Origin of the sequence: Pseudomonas sp. ML2-2023-6 (assembly GCF_037055265.1) — a bacterium.
GTDB classification, from domain to species: domain Bacteria; phylum Pseudomonadota; class Gammaproteobacteria; order Pseudomonadales; family Pseudomonadaceae; genus Aquipseudomonas; species Aquipseudomonas kulmbachensis.
This window is the reverse complement of record NZ_CP146347.1, coordinates 2,419,522-2,442,971: the sequence shown is the minus strand read 5'-3', so window position 1 is coordinate 2,442,971 and position 23,450 is coordinate 2,419,522. Positions and strand designations below refer to the sequence as shown.

Below are 23,450 nucleotides of genomic sequence, written 5' to 3'. Positions count from 1 at the left end.
AGAGACCCATGTTCAAGTACCTGTTTGACATCGTGCATGGCACCTACACCCAGCTTCGCAGCTTGGTGATGGTGTTTGGCCATGCCTTCCGCAAGCGTGACACGCTGCAATACCCGGAAGAACCGGTCTATCTGCCACCGCGTTACCGTGGCCGAATTGTCCTGACCCGCGACCCGGACGGTGAAGAGCGTTGTGTAGCCTGTAACCTGTGCGCCGTAGCGTGCCCGGTTGGCTGCATCTCGCTGCAAAAAGCCGAAACCGAAGATGGCCGTTGGTACCCGGAGTTCTTCCGCATCAACTTCTCACGCTGCATTTTTTGCGGTTTGTGTGAGGAAGCCTGCCCGACCACCGCAATCCAGCTGACTCCGGATTTCGAGATGGCCGAGTTCAAACGTCAGGATCTGGTGTACGAGAAAGAAGATCTGCTGATCTCCGGTCCCGGTAAGAACCCTGATTACAACTTCTATCGTGTTGCTGGTATGGCCGTTGAAGGCAAGCCGAAAGGCGCTGCCCAGAACGAAGCCGAGCCGATCAACGTGAAGAGCTTGCTGCCTTAAGGAAGAACGATGGAATTCGCTTTCTATTTCGCATCGGGTGTCGCTGTCGTGTCCACGCTACGCGTGATCACCAACACCAACCCTGTGCACGCCCTGCTCTACCTGATTATTTCGCTGATTGCCGTGGCGATGACGTTCTTTAGCCTGGGCGCACCGTTTGCCGGTGTGCTCGAAGTGATCGCCTACGCCGGTGCCATCATGGTGCTGTTTGTGTTCGTGGTGATGATGCTCAACCAAGGCCCTGCCTCGGTGACGCAAGAACGCCATTGGCTCAAGCCGGGGATCTGGATCGGGCCAACCATTTTGTCCGCCCTGCTGCTGGCCGAACTGCTGTACGTGCTGTTCGCTCACCAGAGCGGTGCTGCAATCGGTCAAACCACCATCGATGCTAAAGCCGTGGGCATCAGCCTGTTCGGTCCGTATCTGCTGGTGGTCGAACTCGCCTCGATGCTGCTGCTTGCTGCAGCTGTGACGGCGTTCCACTTGGGCCGTACTGAGGCGAAGGAGCAATAAGATGCCAGGAATACCTCTCGAACATGGACTGGCAGTGGCCGGCATCCTGTTCTGCCTCGGTCTGGTTGGCCTGATGGTACGTCGCAACATTCTCTTCGTATTGATGAGTCTGGAAATCATGATGAACGCCGCTGCACTGGCCTTCATCGTTGCCGGTGCACGCTGGGCGCAGCCGGATGGGCAAGTCATGTTCATCCTGGTGATCACCCTGGCAGCCGCTGAGGCCAGTATTGGCCTGGCGATCCTGCTGCAGCTGTATCGCCGCTTCCATACGCTTGATATCGATGCTGCCAGTGAGATGCGCGGATGAACCTTCTCTTTCTGACTTTCGTATTCCCCCTGCTCGGCTTTTTGCTGCTGTCGTTCTCCCGTGGACGCTTCAGCGAAAACCTCTCGGCCGTGATCGGCGTCGGCTCCATTGGCCTGTCGGCCATCGTGGCCGCGTTTGTGATTTGGCAATTCAACGTGTCGCCGCCTGAAGGCGGTCAGTTCACGCAAGTGCTGTGGCAGTGGATGTCGGTGGGTGATTTCAAACCCAACTTCGCCCTGCACCTGGACGGCTTGTCGGTGACCATGCTAGGTGTGGTCGTCGGTGTGGGCTTTCTGATCCACGTATTTGCCTCCTGGTACATGCGCGGTGAAGACGGCTACTCGCGTTTCTTCGCCTACACCAACCTGTTTATCGCCAGCATGCTGTTCCTGATCCTGGCCGATAACCTGTTGTTCGTGTACTTCGGCTGGGAAGGCGTGGGCCTGTGCTCGTATCTGTTGATCGGTTTCTACTACAGCAACCGCAACAACGGTAACGCCGCACTTAAAGCCTTTATCGTGACCCGTGTCGGCGACGTGTTCCTGGCCATCGGCCTGTTTATCCTGTTCCAGCAACTGGGCACGCTGAATATTCAAGAGCTGCTGGTTCTGGCACCGCAGAAGTTCCAGGCCGGTGATTTCTGGATCGTGCTGGCCACCCTGATGCTGCTGGGCGGCGCTGTGGGTAAATCTGCACAACTGCCGCTACAAACCTGGCTGGCAGATGCGATGGCCGGTCCTACACCGGTTTCGGCATTGATCCACGCCGCGACCATGGTAACGGCAGGTGTTTACCTGATTGCACGTACCCACGGCCTGTTCACTCTGGCGCCTGACGTACTGCACCTGGTCGGCATCGTCGGCGGTGTGACCCTGGTACTGGCCGGTTTTGCCGCACTGGTACAAACCGACATCAAACGTATCCTTGCCTACTCGACCATGAGCCAGATTGGCTACATGTTCCTGGCATTGGGCGTGGGTGCCTGGGACGGCGCGATCTTCCACCTGATGACCCACGCCTTCTTCAAGGCCCTGCTGTTCCTTGCTTCCGGTGCGGTGATTGTTGCCTGCCATCACGAGCAGAACATCTTCAAGATGGGCGGCCTGTGGAAAAAACTGCCATTGGCCTACGCCAGCTTTATCGTCGGTGGCGCGGCACTGTCTGCCTTGCCATTGCTGACGGCCGGTTTCTACTCCAAGGACGAAATTCTTTGGGAAGCCTTCGCCAGCGGTAACAACGAACTGCTGTATGCCGGTTTGGTCGGTGCGTTCATGACCTCGCTGTACACCTTCCGCCTGATCTTCATCACGTTCCACGGTGAAGCCAAGACTGAAGCCCACGCGGGCCACGGCGTTACCTACTGGCTGCCACTGAGCGTGCTGATCGTACTGTCGACCTTTATCGGCGCCATGATCACTCCGCCACTGGCTGGTGTTCTGCCACAAAGCGTTGGCCATGCTGGCGGTGAAGCCAAGCACAGCCTGGAAATCGCCTCGGGTGCCATCGCCCTTGCCGGTATCCTGCTCGCCGCCCTGCTGTACCTGGGCAAGCGTCGCTTTGTAACCGCAGTCGCCAACAGCGGCATCGGTCGCTTCCTGTCGGCCTGGTGGTTCGCTGCCTGGGGCTTCGACTGGCTGTACGACAAACTGTTCGTCAAACCGTATCTGTTGATCTGCCGCTTGCTGGCCAAAGATCCTCTGGACCAGACCATTGGTTTGATCCCGAAGATGGCCAAGGCCGGGCATAACGCCCTGAGCCGCAGCGAAACCGGTCAACTGCGTTGGTACGCTGCATCCATGGCCGCCGGTGCTGTACTGGTCATGGGCGCCATCGTACTGGTAGCGGTCTGATATGAACCTTCGACTTTGCGAAAGGAATTGAGCCCGTCATGATTCTGCCTTGGCTAATCCTGATCCCCTTTATCGGCGGCCTCCTGTGCTGGCTGGGTGAGCGTTTCGGCTCCACCCTGCCCCGCTGGATTGCATTGCTGACCATGTCCCTTGAGCTTGCCCTCGGCCTTTGGCTGTGGTCTCAGGGGAACTACTCATTTGCGCCACAGCCTGGCGCCGATCCGACCTGGGCGCTTGAGTTCCAGCACACCTGGATTGCACGCTTCGGTATCAGCGTGCACCTGGCGCTGGACGGCCTGTCGCTGCTGATGATCCTGCTGACCGGCTTGCTCGGTGTGCTGTCGGTCCTGTGTTCCTGGAAAGAAATTCAGCGTCACGTGGGCTTCTTCCACTTGAACCTGATGTGGATCCTGGGCGGCGTGGTTGGCGTGTTCCTCGCCATCGACCTGTTCATGTTCTTCTTCTTCTGGGAAATGATGCTGGTGCCGATGTACTTCCTCATCGCGCTCTGGGGTCACAGTTCGTCTGACGGCAAGAAAACCCGTATCTACGCCGCGACCAAGTTCTTCATCTTCACTCAGGCTTCCGGCCTGATCATGCTGGTGGCGATCCTGGGTCTGGTGCTGGTCAACTTCAACAGCACCGGCGTGATTACCTTCAGCTACGCCGAGTTGCTGAAAACCAAGATGTCACTCACCACCGAGTACATCCTGATGCTGGGCTTCTTCATTGCCTTTGCCGTGAAGCTGCCGGTTGTACCGTTCCACTCCTGGTTGCCGGATGCTCACGCACAGGCACCGACCGCAGGTTCGGTCGATTTGGCCGGTATCCTGTTGAAGACCGCTGCTTATGGTCTGCTGCGTTTCGCCCTGCCGCTGTTCCCGAATGCATCTGCCGAGTTTGCGCCGATTGCAATGACCCTGGGTCTGATCGGGATTTTCTACGGCGCGTTCCTGGCCTTCGCACAAACCGATATCAAGCGTCTGATCGCATTCTCCAGCGTTTCGCACATGGGCTTCGTGCTGATCGGTATCTACTCCGGCAGCCAGCTTGCACTGCAAGGTGCGGTGATGCAGATGCTGGCTCACGGTGTTTCGGCAGCGGCGCTGTTTATCCTCAGCGGCCAACTGTACGAACGCCTGCATACCCGTGACATGCGTGAAATGGGTGGCTTGTGGTCCAAGATTGCTTACCTGCCGGCCATCAGCCTGTTCTTTGCTGCCGCGTCGCTGGGCTTGCCGGGCACCGGTAACTTTGTCGGCGAATTCCTGATCCTGATGGGCTCGTTCGCCAGCTTCCCTTGGGTTACGGCGATTGCAACGACCGGTCTGGTGTTTGGTTCGGTCTACTCGCTGATCATGATTCACCGCGCCTATTTCGGCCCATCCAAGTCCGACGCTGTACTGGCCGGCATGGATGCACGTGAACTGATCATGGTGCTCGGTCTGGCGGTATTGCTGGTGTTTATCGGCGTGTACCCACAACCGTTCCTCGATACCTCCGCTGCGACCATGCATGGTGTGCAGCAATGGCTCGGCACCGCCTTCACTCAACTCGCTTCGGCCCGGTAAGAGCGCTATGGAATTCACGATCCAACACTTTATCGCGCTTGCTCCACTGCTGATTACCAGCCTCACCGTTGTTGTGGTGATGCTGGCAATCGCGTGGCGCCGCAACCACTCACAGACCTTCCTGCTTTCGGTGGCGGGTCTTAACCTGGCACTGCTGTCAATCTTCCCGGCGTTGAAAGTTGCTCCACTGGCTGTCACCCCGCTGTTGATGATGGACAACTTCGCCTATCTGTATATCGGGCTGATCCTGGCTTCCACCCTGGCTTGCGTCACCCTGGCTCACGCCTATCTGGGTGAAGGCGGCACGGGTTACCCCGGTAACCGTGAAGAGCTGTACCTGCTGATGCTACTGGCTGCGACCGGCGGTATCGTGCTGGTCAGCGCGCAACACCTGGCTGGCTTGTTTATCGGTCTGGAGCTGCTCTCTGTACCGGTTTACGGTCTGGTGGCATATGCCTTCTTCAACAAGCGTTCGCTGGAAGCCGGCATCAAGTACATGGTGCTGTCGGCCGCTGGCTCTGCGTTCCTGTTGTTCGGTATGGCGCTGCTGTACGCCGAAGCTGGCAGCCTGAGCTTCAGCGGTATCGGTCACGCCCTGGCAGCCACTGGCGTACCTGCGCCACTGGCACAGCTGGGTCTGGGCATGATGTTCGTCGGCCTGGCATTCAAACTGTCGCTGGTGCCTTTCCACCTCTGGACTCCAGACGTGTACGAAGGTGCTCCGGCGCCGGTTGCCGCGTTCCTGGCTACTGCGTCAAAAGTAGCGGTGTTTGCGGTGATGGTGCGTCTGTTCCAGATCACGCCTTCGGCGACTACCGGCGTGATGAGCGACGTACTGAGCGTGATCGCGATTGCCTCGATCCTGTTCGGTAACTTGCTGGCCCTGACCCAGAACAACCTCAAGCGCCTGCTGGGTTACTCGTCCATCGCCCACTTCGGCTACCTGCTGATCGCCCTGGTGGCGAGCAAAGGCATGGCCATGGAAGCGATTGGCGTGTACCTGATCACCTACGTGCTGACCAGCCTGGGTGCATTTGGTGTGATCACTCTGATGTCCTCGCCGTACAAAGGCCGTGACGCTGATGCGCTGTACGAGTACCGCGGCCTGTTCTGGCGTCGTCCGTACCTGACGGCGGTGATGACCGTGATGATGCTGTCGCTGGCGGGTATCCCGCTGACCGCTGGCTTTATCGGCAAGTTCTACATCATTGCGACCGGTGTTGAAGCTCATCAATGGTGGCTGGTTGGTTCCCTGATCCTGGGTAGCGCCATTGGCGTGTTCTACTACCTGCGTGTGATGGTGACCCTGTACCTGGTTGAGCCGAAACTGCATCGCCACGATGCTCCGCTGAACTGGGAACAAAAAGCCGGCGGCGTAATGTTGCTGGCGGTTTCGGTAATGGTGTTCTTCCTGGGTGTCTACCCGCAGCCAATGCTGGAACTGGTACAACGTGCAACGCTGGGCCTGGTTGGCTAAGCGCTAGTTGCTGTACCCAAAACCCCGTGAAGGCCTGGCCTTCACGGGGTTTTTTGTTGATCCTTCGCCCGGTGTTACAGACGTAAAGCAACTGGCCCAGCGCGTACATATCCGGCATTTGTGTCGAACTGAAATATTGGTTTCGGCCTTCTGTGAGGGGCATTCGCGTTGTTTGGACAACCGTGTGGCTACAGCAAAAGCAAAAGCAAAAACCACAGAACCTTGCGCAAAACCCTGTAGCAGCTGCCGAAGGAACGAGGCTGCGTTCGGCGGCGCAGCCGTCGTCAAAGCCGGACACTGCGCTCATTCAGGTAAATCCCGGACTCAGGTTTTACGGTCGCTTCGCAACCGAACGCAGCCTCGTTCCTTCGGCAGCTGCTACAGGAGATTGCGCAGTACACGTGAACAAAACAGGGAGGCCGTACGCCGGGGCAAGCCTTTTTGGGTACTTTTTCGGCGTCTGGAAAAAGTGCCTCGCCGTAAGGGCGAAACCGATATTCCAGTTAAACGCGAATGCCGGATATGTACTCAACACATCTGTTAAACAGACAAGATCAAGCAGGCCGCAAACGCCAACCCAGTACATCCAACAGGTCACACCCATCACGCAGCAATTGCGCCGCAACCGTGGCCAGATGTTTGAGGTCAATAGAGTCGGCCTGCTGCATTTCGCGGCTGGAGAACATTTCCATCAGTTGGGTCACAGCCAGAACACGGGCGGCTGCGCTGGCATGAAGTACATCGAGTGGGGCATTACGATCAATCAATAAGGCGGGGATGGTGCAGTCGATGGCTGTGAGCGGAATAAACGATGAACCAGTCATTAATCAAACTCCTAAATGTCGAATTTGAACCAACTGTTTTCGTCGCCAAACAAAAAAAGGTGGCCACTGTACGCGGGTTGGCGAACCGGTAACATTTAGGAAAACCCGGCAGACCCGAAGATCTCCCACGTACAGCTGCCATATAGCAACGAGAGCAAAATACACGCTCTGCCATATATAACAACCGCATGCTAACTAAATGCTATTCCAGGTCGCCAAACCCGGTCGCCTTATCGGCGAGCACCGACTATAGGCCCTCACCAGGCCCCAGCAATTGCCAAACCTGTGCGAAAAATCCCGAAAAAACGTGAGCTTGTAGCATCGCGAGCAGGCTCGCTCCCACAACTGGATTGCAGCCCGTGACAGTTGCGAGTGATTCCGGGCTTGTATAGGCTGGCGCGCCGCCCGCCCATCGATCTGGAAGTTCCATTAATGCGTCCTGCCCTTTCTTCACTTTTACCTTTGGCGCTGATCTGCACCGCCCCCGCCTACGGCAGTACCCTGGAGCTGGGCGAAGTGCAGGTGCGCAGCGAAGAAAGCAGCGAGCTGCAAGCCGCTCAAAACGCGCTCAATGAGATCCCAGGCGCCAGCAACCTGATCGACATGACCCGCGTCGAGAGCGGCCGCACTGCCAGCAATGCCGATGTCCTGGCCTACCAGCCGGGGATCTATGCGCAATCAGCAGGCAATGACGGGGCCAAGGTCTCGGTGCGCGGCTCGGGTATCAATCGTGCCCCCAGCGCCCACGGCTCCGGGCTGTATGTGATGTTCGACGGCCTGCCGCTCACCGGCCCCGGCGGCACCCCATACGAGCTGTTCGAACCCTTGTGGCTGAGCCGCGCCGAAGTACTGCGCGGTGCCAACGGTTTTGAAACCGGCTCGCTGGCCCTGGGCGGGTCAATCAACTACGTCACTCACACCGGCTACGACGCAGCACCGCTGCAAGTGCGCTACGAAGCAGGTAGTTACGGCTATCAAAAGCGTCAGATCAGTTCCGGGCAAGTGTTGGGCGACCTCGACTACTACGTGTCGTTGACGGACTCTGACACCGATGGCTATCAGGATCACACCCGAGGCAGCAGCAAAGGCATCGCCGCCAACGTCGGTTATCGCTTCAGCCCGCAATTGGAAACCCGCTTCTACCTGCGCTATCGCGAAACGGACAACGAACTGGCCGGGCGCGTGACCAAAGAACAGATCAAGCATCACCCCCGCGCAGCCAACCCGGCCTATGTAAGCGGTGACTACACCCGCCCGCAACCCGGCAGTACATGGCTGGGCAACAAGACCACGATGTACCTGGATGACGACTCACAACTGGAAGTGGGCCTGGTCTATCACGACTACCCGATGGATCTGCGCGAAGGTCCGAATCGTCTCAAAGTGGCTTATACCGATGTCAGCGGCACGCTGAACTACAAGCGCCGCGACACCCTGTTCGGCCTCGAAAGCAAAACCACGGTGGGGCTGCGCAATACCAAACACTTGCCCAATAGCGGGGCATCGGAATTTGTACGTATTTCGACTAAATACCCGGTCGGCACCAAGACTCGTGACTTCAGCTACCAGGGTTCGGACAGCGTGCTGCACGCCAGCAACGATCTGGAGCTGATCCCCGACCTGTGGCTGACCACCGGCATGGCCCTGATCTATACCCGCCGCGAAAGCGATGTGAGTTACCCCGAGAGCGGTGGCAAAGTCAGTCAGCATGATTGGGACTACGCGCCCCGTGTCGGCCTGCGCTATGAGTTCAACCCGAACCTGCAGGTGTACGGCAACCTGAGCCGTTCGGTTGAGCCGCCGCACCCTTGGTCGATGATCTGGAGTTCGCCGTACCGCTTCCCGGACTCAAGCGGTCCGTCTGCTGGCCGTCAAAGCACGCCGATAGCCATGCAAAACCAGACAGCTACCACGTTTGAACTGGGCACACGTGGCGAGTCATGGATAGGGAAATGGGATCTGGCCTGGTATTACTCGGCCGTGCGCCATGAGTTACTGACCGTTGAGATCGAAGCACCCATCGTCGGTGAATACAACGCCAGCCCGACCGTGCACCAAGGTTTCGAAGCGGGCCTGAACAGCCTGCTGTGGGAGCGTGACGCAATCGGTAAGGTCTCGCTGCGCCAGGCCTACACCTTCAGCGATTTCCATTACCGCGATGACGCGCGCTTTGGTGATAACAAACTACCGGGCATCCCGCAGCACTACTACCAGGGGCAAATCCGTTACGACCACCCGCAAGGCTTCTATGCCGGGGTAAACACCCAGGTGGCTTCGCGCATGGCGGTGGATTACGCCAACTCGTACTACGCCTCGTCCTACATGCTGTTTGGCGCAACGCTGGGCTACAACTCCCCCAAGCAGGACTGGCAAACCTGGCTCGACCTGCGCAACCTGACTAATCAGCACTACGCAGCTACGGTGACACCGGGTTATGACGACGCTGGCAAAGATGCTGCACGCTCTACACCCGGCGAAGGCATGGGTGCCTACGTCGGGGTCTCGTACAGTTTCCGTTAATCACCGGGCTGGATATCGGCAGGCAATCGCACCTTGCGGCGAGTGCCGCTGAACAATCCCCAACTGGACAGGAACAGGGCGGCAATCAATGGCCCGATCACAAAGCCATTGAGGCCGAAGATCGCCATGCCGCCCAAGGTCGAGATCAAAATCAGGAAATCCGGCATTTTGGTGTCTTTGCCAACCATGATCGGGCGCAGCACGTTATCCACCATCCCAATCACAAAGACTCCGTACAGCGCCAGCACCACCCCTTCCCAAACCATACCCGTGATCAGGAAGTAAACCGCCACCGGCGCCCAGACGATGCCTGCACCCACGGCTGGCAGCAAGGACAGGAACATCATCAGCACCGCCCAGAACAGCGCGCTATGGATGCCCAGCAGCCAGAAGATCAGCCCGCCCAACGCACCTTGTGTGACGGCTACTGCCAGGTTGCCTTTGACCGAAGCCCTGACCACGCGCCGCAATGTGACTTGCAACAAGCGCTTGTGCTGCTCGGCCATTGGTATGGCATTGCGGATCATGCGCACCATGGACTGACCGTCGCGGATAAAGAAGTACAGCAGGTAGAGCATGATGAAAAAACTGACCACCAGCTCAAAGGTACTCTGCCCAAAGTTGAATACCTGAGTAGCAAAGAACTGACTGCCCTCCAACGCGCCTTTGGCGATTTTCTCGCTGAGCCCGTCGATGCTGCTCAGGCCAAAGCGGTCAAGCCACTCCTGCAGATGAACCGGCAGAATATTTTCGAACTGCATGACATAGCTGGCGACGTTGATCTTGCCACTCTGAACATCGCTGTAAAGCATCGCCACCTCTTGCACCAGCAAGGCGGTGGTGACGATCACAGGCAAGATTGCAATCAGCGTACAGACACTCAAGGTGGTAAAGGTGGCCAGATTTCGCCGTCCCTTGAACTTGAGCAGTACCTTGCGTTGCATGGGGGCAAACAGAATGCCCAGCGCTACTGCCCAAAAAATCGCGCCGTAAAACGGCAGCAAAATCCAGATAAAGGCAATCGTGACCAAGGTCAGCAACAGCAGCAGGGTTTTGCGTTGAAGACTTGTTTCGTTCATGTGCCGTCCATGTCAGTAAGCCGCGAGTGCCTGGAATGGACGCAGTGTAGCTGTCTACGCCCGTGGCCACCAAAAACGCCGTGCCTGCAGCATTGACAACCCTGTGCACACTCTGTAAAAAATCCATGCAGTTGTATGACAACAGATAACAAAAATAATAATGTCCAAGGAGCTCCACGGATGATCACACCTACCTGCGCCCCCGACCTTCACGTTCGCCAAAAAAATCCTAGAAACACCCGATCGCTGGTTTTGCTCGGACTCGGCAGCATGGGCCTGGCCCTGCCGCTGAGCGGTATGGCCGAAGGTTTTGTGGATGACACCAAAGCCACGCTGACCCTGCGTAACGCCTACATCAATCGCAACTACACCAACCCGGACTATCCGCAAAGCAAAGCTGAAGAGTGGACACAAAACTTCATTCTCGACGTCAAGTCCGGGTTTACCCAGGGCACCGTCGGTTTCGGGGTGGATGTGCTGGGGCTCTACTCGCAGAAGCTTGACGGCGGTAAAGGCACTGTCGGTACACAGTTGTTGCCGACCCATAGCGATGGCGAACCGGCCGATAACTTTGGCCGCCTGGGCGTCGCGGCCAAAGCCAAAATCTCCAATACGGAGCTTAAAATCGGCGAATGGATGCCAGTACTGCCGATTCTGCGCTCGGACGATGGTCGTTCCTTGCCGCAAACCTTTCGTGGTGGTCAGATCACCTCCAAAGAGTTCGCCGGTCTGAACCTCTATGGCGGCCAGTTCCGCGCCAACAGCCCGCGTAACGACGCGAGCATGGAAGACATGTCGCTCAACGGCAAAGGCGCCTTTACCTCCGACCGCTTCAACTTTGCCGGCGGTGATTACAGCTTCAACGAAAAGCGCACACAAGTCGGTGTGTGGTACGCCCAGCTGGAAGATATCTACCAGCAGCAATTCCTCAACGTCCTGCACAGCCAGCCCATCGGCGATGTGACCCTGGGCGCGAACCTGGGTTATTTCTGGGGCAAGGAAGACGGCAACAAACTGGCCGGCGATCTGGACAACAAAACCGCCTACGCCCTGCTTTCGGCCAAATACAAAGGCAACACCCTGTATGTCGGCCTGCAGAAAATCAGCGGCGACGATGGCTGGTTCCGCGTCAACGGCACCAGCGGCGGCACCTTGGCCAACGATAGCTACAACTCCAGCTACGACCTAGCCAAGGAACGCTCCTGGCAAGTGCGCCACGATCTGGACTTTGCAGTGCTTGGGGTGCCTGGCCTGACCATGATGAACCGCTACATCAGCGGCAGTAACATCCACACCGGCACCATCACGGACGGCAAGGAATGGGGCCGCGAATCAGAACTGGCCTACACCGTGCAAAGCGGCACATTCAAAGACCTGAACATGCGCTGGCGTAACGCGAGCATCCGTCGCGACTACAGCGCTCACGAGTTTGACGAAAACCGCATTTTCATCAGCTATCCGTTGTCGTTGCTTTAAGCGGCCCTCTCGGACTGTGGGAGCGAGCCTGCTCGCGATGGCATCACTGATTGAAACCATCGCGAGCAGGCTTGCTCCCACAGCGGATTTTGCATTGACAAGCACCGCAATGGCTGTGAATAATCCAATCAAGTCATACGACAACAGATGACAATAACAAGAAAGACAGGGATATCTGATGCCAACTACTCGCACCGCCCAAATTCCCTTTAATCGCCTTCTTCTCACCGGTGCCGCTGGCGGTCTGGGGAAGGTACTGCGCGAAAGCCTGAAGCCCTATGCCAAGGTTTTGCGCCTCTCTGATATCGCCCAAATGGCACCTGCTGTCGACAGCCATGAAGAAATACAGCTCTGCGACCTCTCAGACAAACACGCTGTTCACCAACTGGTTGAAGGCGTAGACGCAATTTTGCACTTCGGCGGGGTCTCGGTAGAACGTCCGTTCGAAGAAATCCTCGGCCCGAATATCAGCGGCATCTTCCATATCTACGAAGCGGCACGCCGGCATGGCGTCAAGCGCGTGATCTTCGCCAGTTCCAACCATGTGATCGGGTTCTATAAACAGGATCAAACCCTGGATGCCCACTCCCCGCGTCGCCCGGACGGCTATTACGGGCTGTCCAAGTCCTATGGCGAAGACATGGCCACTTTTTATTTCGATCGCTATGGCATCCAGACCGTCAGTATCCGCATCGGCTCCTCGTTCCCCGAGCCGCAGAACCGCCGAATGATGAGTACCTGGCTGAGCTTTGCCGACCTTACGCAATTGATCGAGCGCTCGCTGTACACGCCGAATGTTGGTCATACCGTGGTCTATGGCGCCTCAAACAACCTGAAGGTGTGGTGGGACAACCGTTTCGCCGCGCACCTGGGCTTTGCGCCCAACGACACCTCAGAAGTATTCCGCGAAAAGATCGAGGCCCAGCCGATGCCTGCGGCCAATGATCCGAGCATGGTTTACCAGGGCGGAGCCTTCGTTGCGGCAGGTCCGTTCGGGGACGAGTAAACCGCGCCCCCGCTCATAACACTGAATACGGACAAGGATCGAGACGCCATGACTGCTGAACTGATTCTCGATGCACGCAACGCCACCGGCGAAAGCCCGGTCTGGAGCACTGCGCAGCAGGCACTTTACTGGGTGGATATCCCGGCAAAGCGCTTGCATCGCTGGAGCCCCGCCGATGGCAAAAGCCAAAGCTGGCAAACCTCGCAAATGCTCGCGTGCATTGCTCAGGCAGGTAATGGCAGCTGGGTCGCCGCGATGGAGAACGGCCTGTTTGCTATCACGCCACACGCCGATGGCAGCCTCGACAGCCGCCTGTTGGCCAGCGTGACCCACACCCTGCCAGAGATGCGTTTTAACGATGGCCGCTGCGACCGCCAAGGGCGTTTCTGGGCGGGCACCATGCTCATGAACATGGCCGCAGGGGCACCGGTGGGCGCTATGTACCGCTACAGCGCAGGCCAGGTCGAACCGCTCAAAGCGCAACTTGATGGTTTTATTGTGCCCAACGGGCTGGCCTTTAGCCCTGACGGCAAAACCATGTACCTCTCGGACTCACACCCCGATGTGCAGAAAATCTGGGCCTTCGACTATGACACCGATACCGGTATCCCCCATGACCGCCGCCTGTTTGTCGACATGACCGAACACCCGGGTCGCCCCGACGGCGCTGCTGTCGACGCCGATGGCTGTTACTGGATTTGCGGCAACGATGCCGGGTTGATCCACCGCTTTACGCCGGACGGCAAACTTGATCGCTCACTGTCCGTCCCCGTGAAAAAACCTGCGATGTGTGCCTTTGGCGGCGCAGATCTGGACACCCTGTTTGTCACCTCGATTCGTCCTGTGGGCGATACCAGCGACCAACCGCTGGCTGGGGGCGTGTTCGCTCTCAGCCCGGGGGTCAAGGGGCTGCCGGAGCCCGAATTCAACAATTGACTGCCTTGCCGACACTGCTGATCCAACACCTTGATATAAAAAAAACAATATTTGGAGTGACCCATGGATTTCAAACGCACCCTGCTTATTGCTGCACTCCCGCTGGCCTTCTGCTTGTCAGGCGTAGCCCAGGCCGAAATCAAAATCAAATTTGCCGAAGTACACCCCACAGGCTACCCGCCTGTGGTGGCTGAGCAGGAAATGGGCAAGAAGCTTCAAGCCCAGAGTAACGGCGATATCTCCTTCAAGATGTTTGCCGGAGGGGTACTGGGTTCAGAGAAAGAAGTGGTCGAACAGCTCCAGTCCGGTGCCGTGCAGATGACCCGTGTCAGCCTCGGCATCCTCGGCCCCGTGGTGCCGGAAACCAACGCCTTCAACCTGCCGTTCGTGTTCCGCGATCAGGCCCATATGCGCAAAGTCATCGACGGTGAAATCGGCCAGGAGATGCTGGATAAAATCACCAACTCCGAATTCAACATGGTCGCACTCGCCTGGATGGATGGCGGCACCCGCAACCTGTACACCAAGAAACCAGTACGCGCGATCGGCGACCTCAAGGGCATGAAAATTCGCGTCCAGGGCAACCCGGTATTTATTCAAACCATTAACGACATGGGCGGTAATGGCATCGGCATGGCGACCGGCGAAATCTTCAGCGCCTTGCAGACAGGCGTCATCGATGGCGCAGAGAACAACCCGCCCACCTTTCTTGAACACAACCACTACCAGAACGCCAAATACTTCACCTGGACCGATCACCTGATCCTGCCCGAGCCCATCGTGATGGCCAAGTCCACCTGGGCAAAGCTGACCCCGGAGCAGCAAGCCCTGGTGCAGAAACTGGCCCGAGAAGCGCAGTTTGAAGAACGCGTGCTTTGGGACAAGAAAACCGCCGACAGCATCACCAAGCTCAAGGCCGGTGGAGTTGAGTTCATCACCCTCACCCCAGAACAGAAAAAAGCCTTCTACGACGCGACTCAGCCAGTGCGTGACAAATATGGTGCGGACTACAAAGACCTGATCTCGCGTATTGAAGCCGTTCAATAAGTCAGCCCGATAATGCCGCGGTGACGGGCGCCAGCCCGTTTTCCGCCGCGTGGTGAGCCCCATGAAAAATACCGTACTGCGCTTGAACGACATGTTGTACCGGGTTTGTATCGGGATTGCCGGCCTGTCGGTACTGACCATGACCCTGATCATTCCATGGGGCATTTTTGCCCGCTACGTGCTGGGTACTGGCTCCAGCTGGCCCGAGCCCACCGCCATTTTGTTGATGGTGGTATTTACCTTCTTTGGTGCCGCCGCCAGTTACCGTGCCGGGGCCCACATGGCCGTGGCGATGGCCGTGGAGCGCATGCCCAAGCACCTGCGCTCCACGGTTGCTGTGCTGGTGCAAATACTGATGGTGATCGTCTGCCTGTTCATGACCGTGAAGGGTTTTAAATTGTGTGCGACCACCTGGAATCAATTTATCGGTGAGATGCCGTCCGTGAGGGTAGGCATCTCCTATTTACCGATCCCTATAGGCGGTCTGGTGACTCTTTCCTTCGTCCTGGAAAAACTCTTCCTGGGTGACCAAAGCCACCGCCGTGCCGTGCGGTTCGACATCGTAGAAGCCAGCGAAGAGGCCGTATAAATGGACGCTTTCGTACTGTTGGGCAGCTTTATCGCCCTGATCCTTATTGGCATGCCGGTCGCCTATGCGCTGGGCCTGTCGGCATTGGTCGGGGCCTGGTGGATCGATATCCCGTTCGATGCCCTGATGATTCAGGTTGCAGGCGGCGTAAACAAATTCTCCCTGCTGGCGATACCGTTTTTCGTACTGGCGGGTGCGATCATGGCCGAGGGCGGCATGTCGCGCAGGCTGGTGGCATTCGCCGGGGTACTGGTGGGTTTTGTGCGCGGCGGCCTGTCGCTGGTCAACATTGTGGCCTCGACCTTCTTCGGCGCGATTTCCGGTTCATCGGTGGCCGACACCGCCTCTGTAGGTTCGGTACTGATTCCAGAAATGGAACGTGCAGGCTACCCCCGCGAGTTCTCTACGGCGGTGACGGTCAGCGGCTCGGTACAAGCGTTGCTCACCCCTCCGAGCCACAACTCGGTGCTGTACTCCCTGGCTGCTGGCGGCACGGTGTCGATTGCTTCGCTGTTTATGGCCGGGATCATGCCCGGGCTGCTACTCAGTGCGGTAATGATGGGCCTGTGCATGATCTTCGCGCGCAAGCGCAATTACCCCAAGGGCGAAGTGATCCCGCTGCGTCAGGCACTGAAAATCGCCGGTGACGCGATGTGGGGCCTGATGGCCATGGTCATCATCCTCGGCGGTATTCTGTCGGGCATTTTCACCGCCACCGAGTCGGCCGCCATCGCCGTGCTCTGGTCGTTCTTCGTCACCATGTTTATCTACCGCGACTACAAATGGCGCGACCTGCCCAAGCTGATGCACCGGGCGGTACGGACCATTTCCATCGTGATGATCCTGATCGGTTTCGCCGCCAGCTTCGGTTACATCCTGACGCTGATGGAAATCCCGATGAAGATCACCACAGCGTTCCTGACGCTGTCGGATAACCGTTACGTGATCCTGATGTGCATCAACGTCATGTTGCTGCTGCTGGGCACCGTGATGGACATGGCACCGCTGATTCTGATCCTGACCCCGATCCTGCTGCCCGTGATCATCGGCATCGGTGTCGACCCGGTGCACTTCGGCATGATCATGCTGGTCAACCTGGGGATCGGCCTGATTACACCGCCGGTGGGCGCAGTGCTGTTCGTGGGGGCTGCCGTGGGCAAGGTGTCCATCGAAAGCACCGTCAAGGCACTGCTGCCATTCTACGTGGCGCTGTTTATGGTGCTGATGCTGGTGACCTACGTTCCGGCCATCTCTCTGTGGCTGCCAAGCATGGTGCTGTAAACCACACCCTGCCCGTGGGAGCGGGCTTGCTCGCGATGCAGACGACGCGGTGTCGCTGATACACCGCAGCGATTCCATCGCGAGCAAGCCCGCTTCCACAAAGGTTATCCAAGAGGTTTTATTTCCAGCCAAGGAGGCTGGTTGCTTATGTCTGCTCCTGCTTTGTTCCCCCGTCATATCGCGGTATTGATCCTGGTACTGTTGGCCTGTGCATTTGCGGGCAACCATATCGCCGCCCGGATAGCCTTCGACCACGACACCGGCCTGTTATTGGCCATTCTATGCCGCGCCGGCGTGACCTTGCTGGTATTGACCAGCCTGGTGTTGTGGCAGCGCGAACGTCCTCGCTTGACCCCCGCCAACTGGCGTTGGCAATTGCTGCTGGGGCTGCTGATCGCGGCGCAAAGCTTCTTTATCTATTCGGCGGTGGCGCGGATTCCCGTGGCACTGGCGCTGTTGATTGCCAACGTGGCGCCCATTCTGCTGGTGCTCCTGACCTGGGCTCTGGGCGGCGCCGCACCTACCCGGCGGGCTGCGCTGCTGATGGGGCTGATCATGTGCGGTCTGGTATTTGCCCTGGATGTGCCCGAACGCCTGTCCAGCCAGGGCACTACCGAAGCGCAATGGCTTGAAGGGATCCTCTTCGGCTTTGCCGCCGCCTCTGTATTCGCCTGTGCGCTCTGGATCACCGATCACAAACTCTCGAGCCTACGCGGCACGGTGCGCAGCATGCTGACCATGCTGATTGTGTTTTGTGCCGCAGCCCTGGCCGGGGTCAGTGGCGTGCTACCGGGCGGCGTGTCGCTACCCGCCTCGTCCACCGGCTGGACGGCTCTGGCCTGTCTGGTTGCGCTGTATGGTCTAGGGTTCTGCCTGCTGTTTATCTGCATGACGCGCCTGAACATGGCCCGCAACGCACCAGTAATGAACGTTGAGCCCGTGGCGAGCCTGCTGTTTGGCTGGCTGATCCTGGATCAACTGCTCAGCAGCGGCCAAATAATCGGCGGCCTGATCGTGGTCGCGGGTATTGTGATGCTCACCTGGCGCCGTACCGCCGATTGAACTGTCCTCCTTAACGGTAGAGTCCCATGCCCCAAGTGCTATTGACCCTTGAAGACGGCCTGACCCGGCTGACCCTGGCCCCGCAAGTGGGTGGCAGCATCCTGGACTGGAGCATCATCGCCAGCGGCTTGCCACTGTTGCGCCCAAGTGCCAGCGACGCCCTCAGCACCCACTCGGCCAACGCATTGGCCTGTTATCCGCTGGTGCCCTGGTCGAACCGGATAGGGAGTGGAGGCTTCGATGGCGCCGGCCATTGGTTTGCCTTGGAGCCCAACAACCCTCCCGGCCCCCTGCCCATTCATGGCAGCGCCTGGCAGCAGGCCTGGAGCGTGATCGAGCACAGCCCGCGGCATGCCTGCTTGCAACTGGACAGTTCCAGCCCTTTTGCGTACCGCGCCCAGTTGCGCTACACCCTGAGTGACGGCCAGCTATGTATCGAACTGAGCGTTACCCATCAGGACGAGCGCGCCGCCTGGCATGGCCTGGGTCTGCACCCGTATCTGCCACGCACCGCCAACACCCGGTTGCAGGCAAAGACCGCACAAGTCTGGCTGTGCGATACCCAGGGCCTGCCCACGGAGCTTGCAGCGCTGCCAGCGCAATGGGATTTCAACCAGAGCAACCGCTTGCCGCAAACCCGACTCGATAACTGCTTTACCGAGTGGGATGGCAGTGCAATGATCAGTCAGCCGGATCTGGGTTACTCGCTGGAGTGTCAAGCAACAGATAGCCGTTACTGCCTGGTGTATTGCCCGCCGGGAGAGGACTTCTTCTGCTTCGAACCCGTCAGCCATCCGGTCAATGCCCACCACCTGCCGGGCCACCCAGGGCTTACGCTGCTGCATAAGGGACAGTCCACCCGCATGAGTGTCAGCTTCAAGCTCAACCTATAGACCCAGGTCAATAATCAGGCAGTCAGGCTCGACTACCATCGCGCCTTTTTGCGAACGACCTGACTATGCACCTTGCCCCGCCCGAACTTCTCGCCCCAGCCGGCACCCTGAAAAACATGCGTTATGCCTTCGCTTATGGTGCCGACGCGGTGTACGCAGGCCAACCACGCTATAGCCTGCGGGTGCGTAACAACGAATTCGACCACGCCAACCTGGCTATTGGGATCGCCGAGGCCCACGCCCAAGGCAAGCGCTTTTACGTAGTGGTCAATATTGCCCCGCACAACGCCAAGCTGCGCACCTTCCTCAAGGATCTGGAACCGGTAATTGCCATGGCCCCGGACGCGCTGATCATGTCTGACCCGGGCCTGATCATGCTGGTGCGCAAAAACTTCCCGCAGGTGCCGATTCATTTGTCGGTCCAGGCCAATACGGTGAACTGGGCCAGTGTCGAGTTCTGGCAGCAGCAGGGTTTGAGCCGGATCATCCTGTCGCGCGAACTGTCGCTGGAAGAGATCGAAGAGATTCGCCAGCAAGTACCGGACATGGAGCTGGAGATTTTCGTGCATGGCGCGCTGTGCATGGCCTACTCCGGGCGCTGCCTGTTGTCCGGCTACATGAACAAGCGCGACGCCAATCAGGGCAGTTGCACCAATGCCTGCCGCTGGAAGTACGACACCAAACCGGCCACGGAAAACGAGCTGGGCAATATCGTCAATGTGGTTGAGCCAACCCTGGGTGTAGGCGCACCCACCGATGAAGTGTTTGTGCTGCACGAATCCCAACGCCCGGATGAACCGATGACCGCGTTCGAAGACGAGCACGGCACTTACATCATGAACTCCAAGGATCTGCGTGCCGTGCAGCACGTGGCGCGGCTGACCGAGATGGGCGTGCACTCGCTGAAAATCGAAGGCCGGACCAAGTCCCACTTCTACTGCGCACGGGCCACTCAGGTGTATCGCAAGGCGATTGATGATGCAGTGGCGGGCCGTGAGTTTGACCGCAGCTTGATGACGGATCTGGAGTCACTGGCCCAGCGTGGCTATACCGAGGGCTTTTTACGTCGGCATGTACACGATGAGTACCAGAACTACCTGCATGGCAGTTCGTTATCGCACCGCCAGCAGTTTGTCGGGGAGTTGACCGGCGAGCGGCGCAACGGTCTGGCCGAGGTCAAGGTGAAAAACCGTTTTGCCCTGGGCGACCATCTGGAGCTGATGACACCCAAAGGCAACTACCACTTTGATCTGGACCGACTGCACAACAGCGCAGGCTTGCCGACCCAGGTGGCACCGGGTGACGGTCACACGGTGTACCTGCCGATTCCCGAGCAGGTGGATTTGCAGTATGGGTTGCTGATGCGGGATTTGACCGTGAGCGAAACCATGACGCGATCCCTGTAGATACTCTGTTCCAGTTCAAGCCCCAGTGGGAGCGAGCCTGCTCGCGAATGATCTTCGCGAGCAGGCTCGCTCCCACACTTGAAGTATCTCTGTAGCCGCTGACGAGCAGCGCGAGGCTGCGCAGCAGTCGTCAAGGTTAACGACCTCGTGCCTCGACAGCGGCTACATGAACAGCCCTGATATCAATCGCGAAACACTTCATCCAGCAGGTTGTGCATGGCGGTAAACGCCCGGCTGGAGGTTTTGGCGTCGTACATCATCTTGCCCGGCACGTTGGCGTGCGGGTCGGTGAAGGAATGCACTGCGCCGCCGTAGCTGGTCAACTGCCAGTCCACACCCGCTGCATTCATCTCGGCCTCAAACACCGGTAGCTGTTCGCTTGGCACCAATGGATCAGATGCGCCGTGCAATACCAGCACCGAACCCTTGATGCTCTTCGCATCGACAGCGTTAGGCGTATCGAGCGAGCCGTGGAAAGACACAGTAGCCTGCAGCGGTGCACCGCTACGTGCCAGCTCCAGCGAGCAGCAGCCGCCAAAACAGAAGCCAAAGGTTGCCAGCTTGCTGCTGTCGACCTGGGCCAGTCCCTGATTTTTCAGCATGTCATAGGCGGCCCACATCCGTTTGCGCAGCAAGGCACGGTCATTCTTGAGCGGCATCATTGCAGCGCCCGCCTCGTCAGCGTTGGTTGGGCGGATGGCCTGGCCGTACAGGTCGGCGATCAACACCACATAGCCTTGCTCGGCTACCGACTTGGCGATCTCTTCGGCGCCCTCGCTGATGCCCATCCAGTTGGGCGCCATCAGCAAACCCGGCAGCGGATCTTCTCGGCTCGGGTCAAAAGCGAGGCGGCCTTCGTAAGGTTGGCCGTCGATTTGATAGGCCACTGAACTGACCGTAATTGATTTCATTAAAAACTCCTGAACTCAAAACAAAAAAAACCCGCCGAAGCGGGTTTTTATAGCGCGGTTAGACCGACAACTCTACTAACAATTTGTTCAGCCGACGGACATAAGCCGCAGGGTCTTTCAAGCTGTCACCGGCTGCCAGGGCTGCCTGATCAAAGAGGATGTGCGACAGGTCGCCAAAGCGCTCTTCACTCTGCTCTGCATCGAGTTTCTCGATCAGCGGGTGAGCCGGGTTGAATTCGAAGATCGGCTTCGATTCAGGCACTTTCTGACCGCTGGCTTCGAGGATCTGGCGCATTTGCATGCCCAGGTCCTGCTCACCGATAGCCAGAATCGCTGGAGAGTCGGTCAGACGGTGCGATACACGCACTTCGCTGACGCTTTCGCCCAAGGCTGCCTTGATCCGCTCAACCAGACCTTCTTTGGCCTTGGCCACTTCTTCTGCGGCTTTCTTGTCCTCTTCGGAGTGCAGGTTGCCCAGATCGAGGTCGCCACGAGCCACGTCGACAAAGCTCTTGGCGTCGAAGTCGCTGAGGTAGCTCATCAGCCACTCGTCGATACGGTCGGTCAACAGCAGTACTTCGATGCCTTTCTTGCGGAAGACTTCGAGGTGCGGGCTGTTCTTGACCTGTGCGTAGGTTTCGCCGGTCAGGTAGTAAATCTTGTCCTGACCTTCCTTGGCGCGAGCCAAGTATTCGGTCAGTGAAACGTTTTGCTCACCGTCGTCACCGTGGGTCGAAGCGAAACGCAGCAGACCGGCGATTTTTTCCTTGTTGGCGAAATCTTCAGCCGGGCCTTCTTTCATCACCTGGCCGAAGTTTTTCCAGAAGCCCTGGTATTTCTCAGGGTCGTTCTTCGCCAGTTTTTCCAGCATGTCGAGCACACGCTTGGTCAGCGCCGTTTTCATCGAGTCGATGATCGGGTCTTTTTGCAGGATTTCCCGCGACACGTTCAACGACAGATCGTTGGAGTCGATCACGCCTTTGATAAAGCGCAGGTACAGCGGCAGGAACGACTCGGCCTGATCCATGACAAATACACGCTGTACATACAGCTTCAGGCCTTTAGGCGCTTCACGCTGGTACAGGTCGAACGGAGCGCGGGCCGGTACGTAGAGCAAGGAGCTGTACTCGAGCTTGCCTTCAACCTTGTTGTGGCTCCAGGCCAGCGGGTTCTCGTAGTCATGGGCAATGTGCTTGTAGAACTCCTGGTATTCCTCGTCCTTGACTTCAGTACGAGGACGGGTCCACAGAGCACTTGCACGGTTAACGGTTTCCCACTCCAGTGCCGGTGCTTCTTCGCCTTCGGCAGCGGCCTGCTCTTTAGGCAACTCGATCGGCAAGGCGATATGGTCGGAGTACTTTTTAATGATGTTGCGCAGGCGCCAGCCGTCAGCGAACTCGGATTCGCCGGACTTCAGATGCAGCACGATTTTGGTGCCGCGATCGGCTTTTTCAACGGTCGCGACTTCAAACTCGCCTTCGCCCTTGGAGGACCAGTGCACGCCTTCGCTTGCAGGGCTTCCGGCACGGCGGCTGTAGACGTCAACCTTGTCGGCGACGATAAAGGCCGAGTAGAAGCCCACGCCGAACTGACCGATCAGGTGCGAATCCTTTTTCTGGTCGCCCGAAAGGTTTTTCATAAAGTCAGCAGTACCGGACTTGGCAATCGTACCCAGGTGGGTGATCACGTCGTCACGGTTCATGCCGATACCGTTGTCTTCGAGGGTGACGGTGTTGGCGTCCTTGTCGAAGCTCACACGGATTTTCAGATCCGAGCCGCCTTCGAGCAGCTCAGGCTTGGACAGTGCTTCAAAACGTAATTTGTCGACAGCATCAGAGGCGTTCGAGATCAATTCGCGAAGGAAGATTTCCTTGTTGGAGTACAGCGAATGGATCATGAGGTGCAGCAGTTGCTTGACCTCGGTCTGGAAGCCCAGGGTTTCCTTTTGAGTTTCCACGCTCATTGTTATCAAACTCCGATTAGATGGCATGAGCCACGCCCTGATGGGTTGGTGGCGGGATGTGATGAAAGTTGGGGCCCTAGGTTAAGATTTCAAGGCCTGTTGAGGTTGCATCGGTTTTTTACCAATACTTTCAACGGACGATGCCTTACTTATATATGTGTACGAGCATGGAACTTAAG

The 23,450-nt window shown here is 57.9% G+C and carries 20 protein-coding genes; 16 read left to right on the top strand and 4 right to left on the bottom strand.

Annotation, left to right across the window (positions count from 1 at the left end):
- The first annotated feature begins 8 nt into the window (after positions 1-8).
- From nuoI to nuoN, 6 genes are read left to right on the top strand one after another with little or no spacing between them, the layout of a single operon-like run.
- The gene (gene nuoI / locus V6L79_RS11400) at positions 9-557 is read left to right on the top strand and encodes an NADH-quinone oxidoreductase subunit NuoI (RefSeq protein ID WP_016780194.1); all 549 of its coding nucleotides are present in this window, start codon (positions 9-11) and stop codon (positions 555-557) included.
- A gap of 9 nt (positions 558-566) precedes the next feature.
- Complete coding sequence (gene nuoJ, locus V6L79_RS11395; protein WP_261741592.1) at positions 567-1,070, top strand: NADH-quinone oxidoreductase subunit J; 504 nt, start codon at positions 567-569, stop codon at positions 1,068-1,070.
- 1 nt (position 1,071) lies between these two features.
- Positions 1,072-1,380 carry an NADH-quinone oxidoreductase subunit NuoK gene (gene nuoK, locus V6L79_RS11390; RefSeq protein WP_019412103.1) on the top strand — a complete coding sequence of 103 codons (309 nt, stop codon included), beginning with the start codon at positions 1,072-1,074 and terminating at the stop codon, positions 1,378-1,380.
- Positions 1,377-3,230, top strand: a complete 1,854-nt coding sequence (gene nuoL, locus V6L79_RS11385) for an NADH-quinone oxidoreductase subunit L (protein WP_261741591.1) — start codon at positions 1,377-1,379, stop codon at positions 3,228-3,230. The genes nuoK and nuoL overlap by 4 nt, the downstream gene beginning before the upstream one ends.
- Positions 3,231-3,268: 38 nt before the next feature.
- Positions 3,269-4,801, top strand: a complete 1,533-nt coding sequence (gene nuoM, locus V6L79_RS11380; RefSeq protein ID WP_261741590.1) for an NADH-quinone oxidoreductase subunit M — start codon at positions 3,269-3,271, stop codon at positions 4,799-4,801.
- A 7-nt stretch (positions 4,802-4,808) separates the two neighbouring features.
- On the top strand, positions 4,809-6,278 hold the full coding sequence (nuoN, locus tag V6L79_RS11375; RefSeq protein WP_261741589.1) for an NADH-quinone oxidoreductase subunit NuoN: 1,470 nt from the start codon (positions 4,809-4,811) through the stop codon (positions 6,276-6,278).
- A 554-nt stretch (positions 6,279-6,832) separates the two neighbouring features.
- Here the strand turns inward: nuoN and V6L79_RS11370 are convergent.
- Positions 6,833-7,102: a short-chain dehydrogenase gene (locus V6L79_RS11370; protein WP_338580242.1), complete on the bottom strand. Its 270-nt coding sequence runs from the start codon at positions 7,100-7,102 to the stop codon at positions 6,833-6,835.
- A 432-nt stretch (positions 7,103-7,534) separates the two neighbouring features.
- Here V6L79_RS11370 and V6L79_RS11365 point away from each other — a divergent pair, with 432 nt between their 5' ends.
- Complete coding sequence (locus V6L79_RS11365) at positions 7,535-9,622, top strand: TonB-dependent receptor domain-containing protein (RefSeq protein ID WP_338580241.1); 2,088 nt, start codon at positions 7,535-7,537, stop codon at positions 9,620-9,622.
- Here the strand turns inward: V6L79_RS11365 and V6L79_RS11360 are convergent.
- Complete coding sequence (locus V6L79_RS11360; RefSeq protein WP_338580240.1) at positions 9,619-10,701, bottom strand: AI-2E family transporter; 1,083 nt, start codon at positions 10,699-10,701, stop codon at positions 9,619-9,621. The genes V6L79_RS11365 and V6L79_RS11360 overlap by 4 nt on opposite strands.
- A gap of 180 nt (positions 10,702-10,881) precedes the next feature.
- On the opposite strand from V6L79_RS11360, the gene V6L79_RS11355 reads away from it, so the two are divergent.
- From V6L79_RS11355 to yegQ, 9 genes are all read left to right on the top strand, one after another.
- On the top strand, positions 10,882-12,177 hold the full coding sequence (locus V6L79_RS11355) for an OprD family porin (RefSeq protein WP_261741585.1): 1,296 nt from the start codon (positions 10,882-10,884) through the stop codon (positions 12,175-12,177).
- Positions 12,178-12,355: 178 nt separating this feature from the next.
- Complete coding sequence (locus V6L79_RS11350) at positions 12,356-13,183, top strand: NAD(P)-dependent oxidoreductase (protein ID WP_321836076.1); 828 nt, start codon at positions 12,356-12,358, stop codon at positions 13,181-13,183.
- Positions 13,184-13,231: 48 nt separating this feature from the next.
- The gene (locus V6L79_RS11345) at positions 13,232-14,119 is read left to right on the top strand and encodes an SMP-30/gluconolactonase/LRE family protein (RefSeq protein WP_338580239.1); all 888 of its coding nucleotides are present in this window, start codon (positions 13,232-13,234) and stop codon (positions 14,117-14,119) included.
- 63 nt (positions 14,120-14,182) lie between these two features.
- Positions 14,183-15,166, top strand: coding sequence for a TRAP transporter substrate-binding protein (locus V6L79_RS11340; protein ID WP_261741582.1), 984 nt, complete (start codon positions 14,183-14,185; stop codon positions 15,164-15,166).
- A gap of 61 nt (positions 15,167-15,227) precedes the next feature.
- Positions 15,228-15,755 (top strand): TRAP transporter small permease, encoded by a 528-nt coding sequence (locus tag V6L79_RS11335; protein WP_338580238.1) that lies wholly within the window; start codon positions 15,228-15,230, stop codon positions 15,753-15,755.
- The gene (locus tag V6L79_RS11330) at positions 15,756-17,036 is read left to right on the top strand and encodes a TRAP transporter large permease (protein WP_261741580.1); all 1,281 of its coding nucleotides are present in this window, start codon (positions 15,756-15,758) and stop codon (positions 17,034-17,036) included.
- A gap of 147 nt (positions 17,037-17,183) precedes the next feature.
- Entirely contained in the window at positions 17,184-18,098 is a 915-nt protein-coding gene (locus tag V6L79_RS11325; protein WP_261741579.1) for a DMT family transporter, read from the top strand.
- A gap of 26 nt (positions 18,099-18,124) precedes the next feature.
- Positions 18,125-18,991 (top strand): aldose 1-epimerase, encoded by an 867-nt coding sequence (locus V6L79_RS11320; RefSeq protein WP_338580237.1) that lies wholly within the window; start codon positions 18,125-18,127, stop codon positions 18,989-18,991.
- 65 nt (positions 18,992-19,056) lie between these two features.
- Positions 19,057-20,397, top strand: a complete 1,341-nt coding sequence (yegQ, locus tag V6L79_RS11315; protein ID WP_261741577.1) for a tRNA 5-hydroxyuridine modification protein YegQ — start codon at positions 19,057-19,059, stop codon at positions 20,395-20,397.
- A 182-nt stretch (positions 20,398-20,579) separates the two neighbouring features.
- Here the strand turns inward: yegQ and V6L79_RS11310 are convergent, their stop codons facing one another.
- Both V6L79_RS11310 and htpG read right to left on the bottom strand, forming a co-directional pair.
- Complete coding sequence (locus tag V6L79_RS11310; protein ID WP_261741576.1) at positions 20,580-21,308, bottom strand: dienelactone hydrolase family protein; 729 nt, start codon at positions 21,306-21,308, stop codon at positions 20,580-20,582.
- 58 nt (positions 21,309-21,366) lie between these two features.
- The gene (gene htpG, locus V6L79_RS11305; protein WP_338580236.1) at positions 21,367-23,271 is read right to left on the bottom strand and encodes a molecular chaperone HtpG; all 1,905 of its coding nucleotides are present in this window, start codon (positions 23,269-23,271) and stop codon (positions 21,367-21,369) included.
- Positions 23,272-23,450 lie beyond the last annotated feature (179 nt).

Coding starts and splice junctions, on each gene's coding strand:
- V6L79_RS11340 (WP_261741582.1), top strand. CDS start 14,183: ATGGATTTCAAACGCACCCTGCTTATTGCTGCACTCCCGCTGGCCTTC.
- nuoK (WP_019412103.1), top strand. CDS start 1,072: ATGCCAGGAATACCTCTCGAACATGGACTGGCAGTGGCCGGCATCCTG.
- V6L79_RS11325 (WP_261741579.1), top strand. CDS start 17,184: ATGTCTGCTCCTGCTTTGTTCCCCCGTCATATCGCGGTATTGATCCTG.
- htpG (WP_338580236.1), bottom strand. CDS start 23,271: ATGAGCGTGGAAACTCAAAAGGAAACCCTGGGCTTCCAGACCGAGGTC.
- V6L79_RS11355 (WP_261741585.1), top strand. CDS start 10,882: ATGATCACACCTACCTGCGCCCCCGACCTTCACGTTCGCCAAAAAAAT.
- V6L79_RS11335 (WP_338580238.1), top strand. CDS start 15,228: ATGAAAAATACCGTACTGCGCTTGAACGACATGTTGTACCGGGTTTGT.
- V6L79_RS11320 (WP_338580237.1), top strand. CDS start 18,125: ATGCCCCAAGTGCTATTGACCCTTGAAGACGGCCTGACCCGGCTGACC.
- nuoN (WP_261741589.1), top strand. CDS start 4,809: ATGGAATTCACGATCCAACACTTTATCGCGCTTGCTCCACTGCTGATT.
- nuoJ (WP_261741592.1), top strand. CDS start 567: ATGGAATTCGCTTTCTATTTCGCATCGGGTGTCGCTGTCGTGTCCACG.
- nuoI (WP_016780194.1), top strand. CDS start 9: ATGTTCAAGTACCTGTTTGACATCGTGCATGGCACCTACACCCAGCTT.
- V6L79_RS11350 (WP_321836076.1), top strand. CDS start 12,356: ATGCCAACTACTCGCACCGCCCAAATTCCCTTTAATCGCCTTCTTCTC.
- V6L79_RS11370 (WP_338580242.1), bottom strand. CDS start 7,102: ATGACTGGTTCATCGTTTATTCCGCTCACAGCCATCGACTGCACCATC.
- V6L79_RS11345 (WP_338580239.1), top strand. CDS start 13,232: ATGACTGCTGAACTGATTCTCGATGCACGCAACGCCACCGGCGAAAGC.
- yegQ (WP_261741577.1), top strand. CDS start 19,057: ATGCACCTTGCCCCGCCCGAACTTCTCGCCCCAGCCGGCACCCTGAAA.
- nuoL (WP_261741591.1), top strand. CDS start 1,377: ATGAACCTTCTCTTTCTGACTTTCGTATTCCCCCTGCTCGGCTTTTTG.
- nuoM (WP_261741590.1), top strand. CDS start 3,269: ATGATTCTGCCTTGGCTAATCCTGATCCCCTTTATCGGCGGCCTCCTG.
- V6L79_RS11310 (WP_261741576.1), bottom strand. CDS start 21,308: ATGAAATCAATTACGGTCAGTTCAGTGGCCTATCAAATCGACGGCCAA.
- V6L79_RS11360 (WP_338580240.1), bottom strand. CDS start 10,701: ATGAACGAAACAAGTCTTCAACGCAAAACCCTGCTGCTGTTGCTGACC.
- V6L79_RS11365 (WP_338580241.1), top strand. CDS start 7,535: ATGCGTCCTGCCCTTTCTTCACTTTTACCTTTGGCGCTGATCTGCACC.
- V6L79_RS11330 (WP_261741580.1), top strand. CDS start 15,756: ATGGACGCTTTCGTACTGTTGGGCAGCTTTATCGCCCTGATCCTTATT.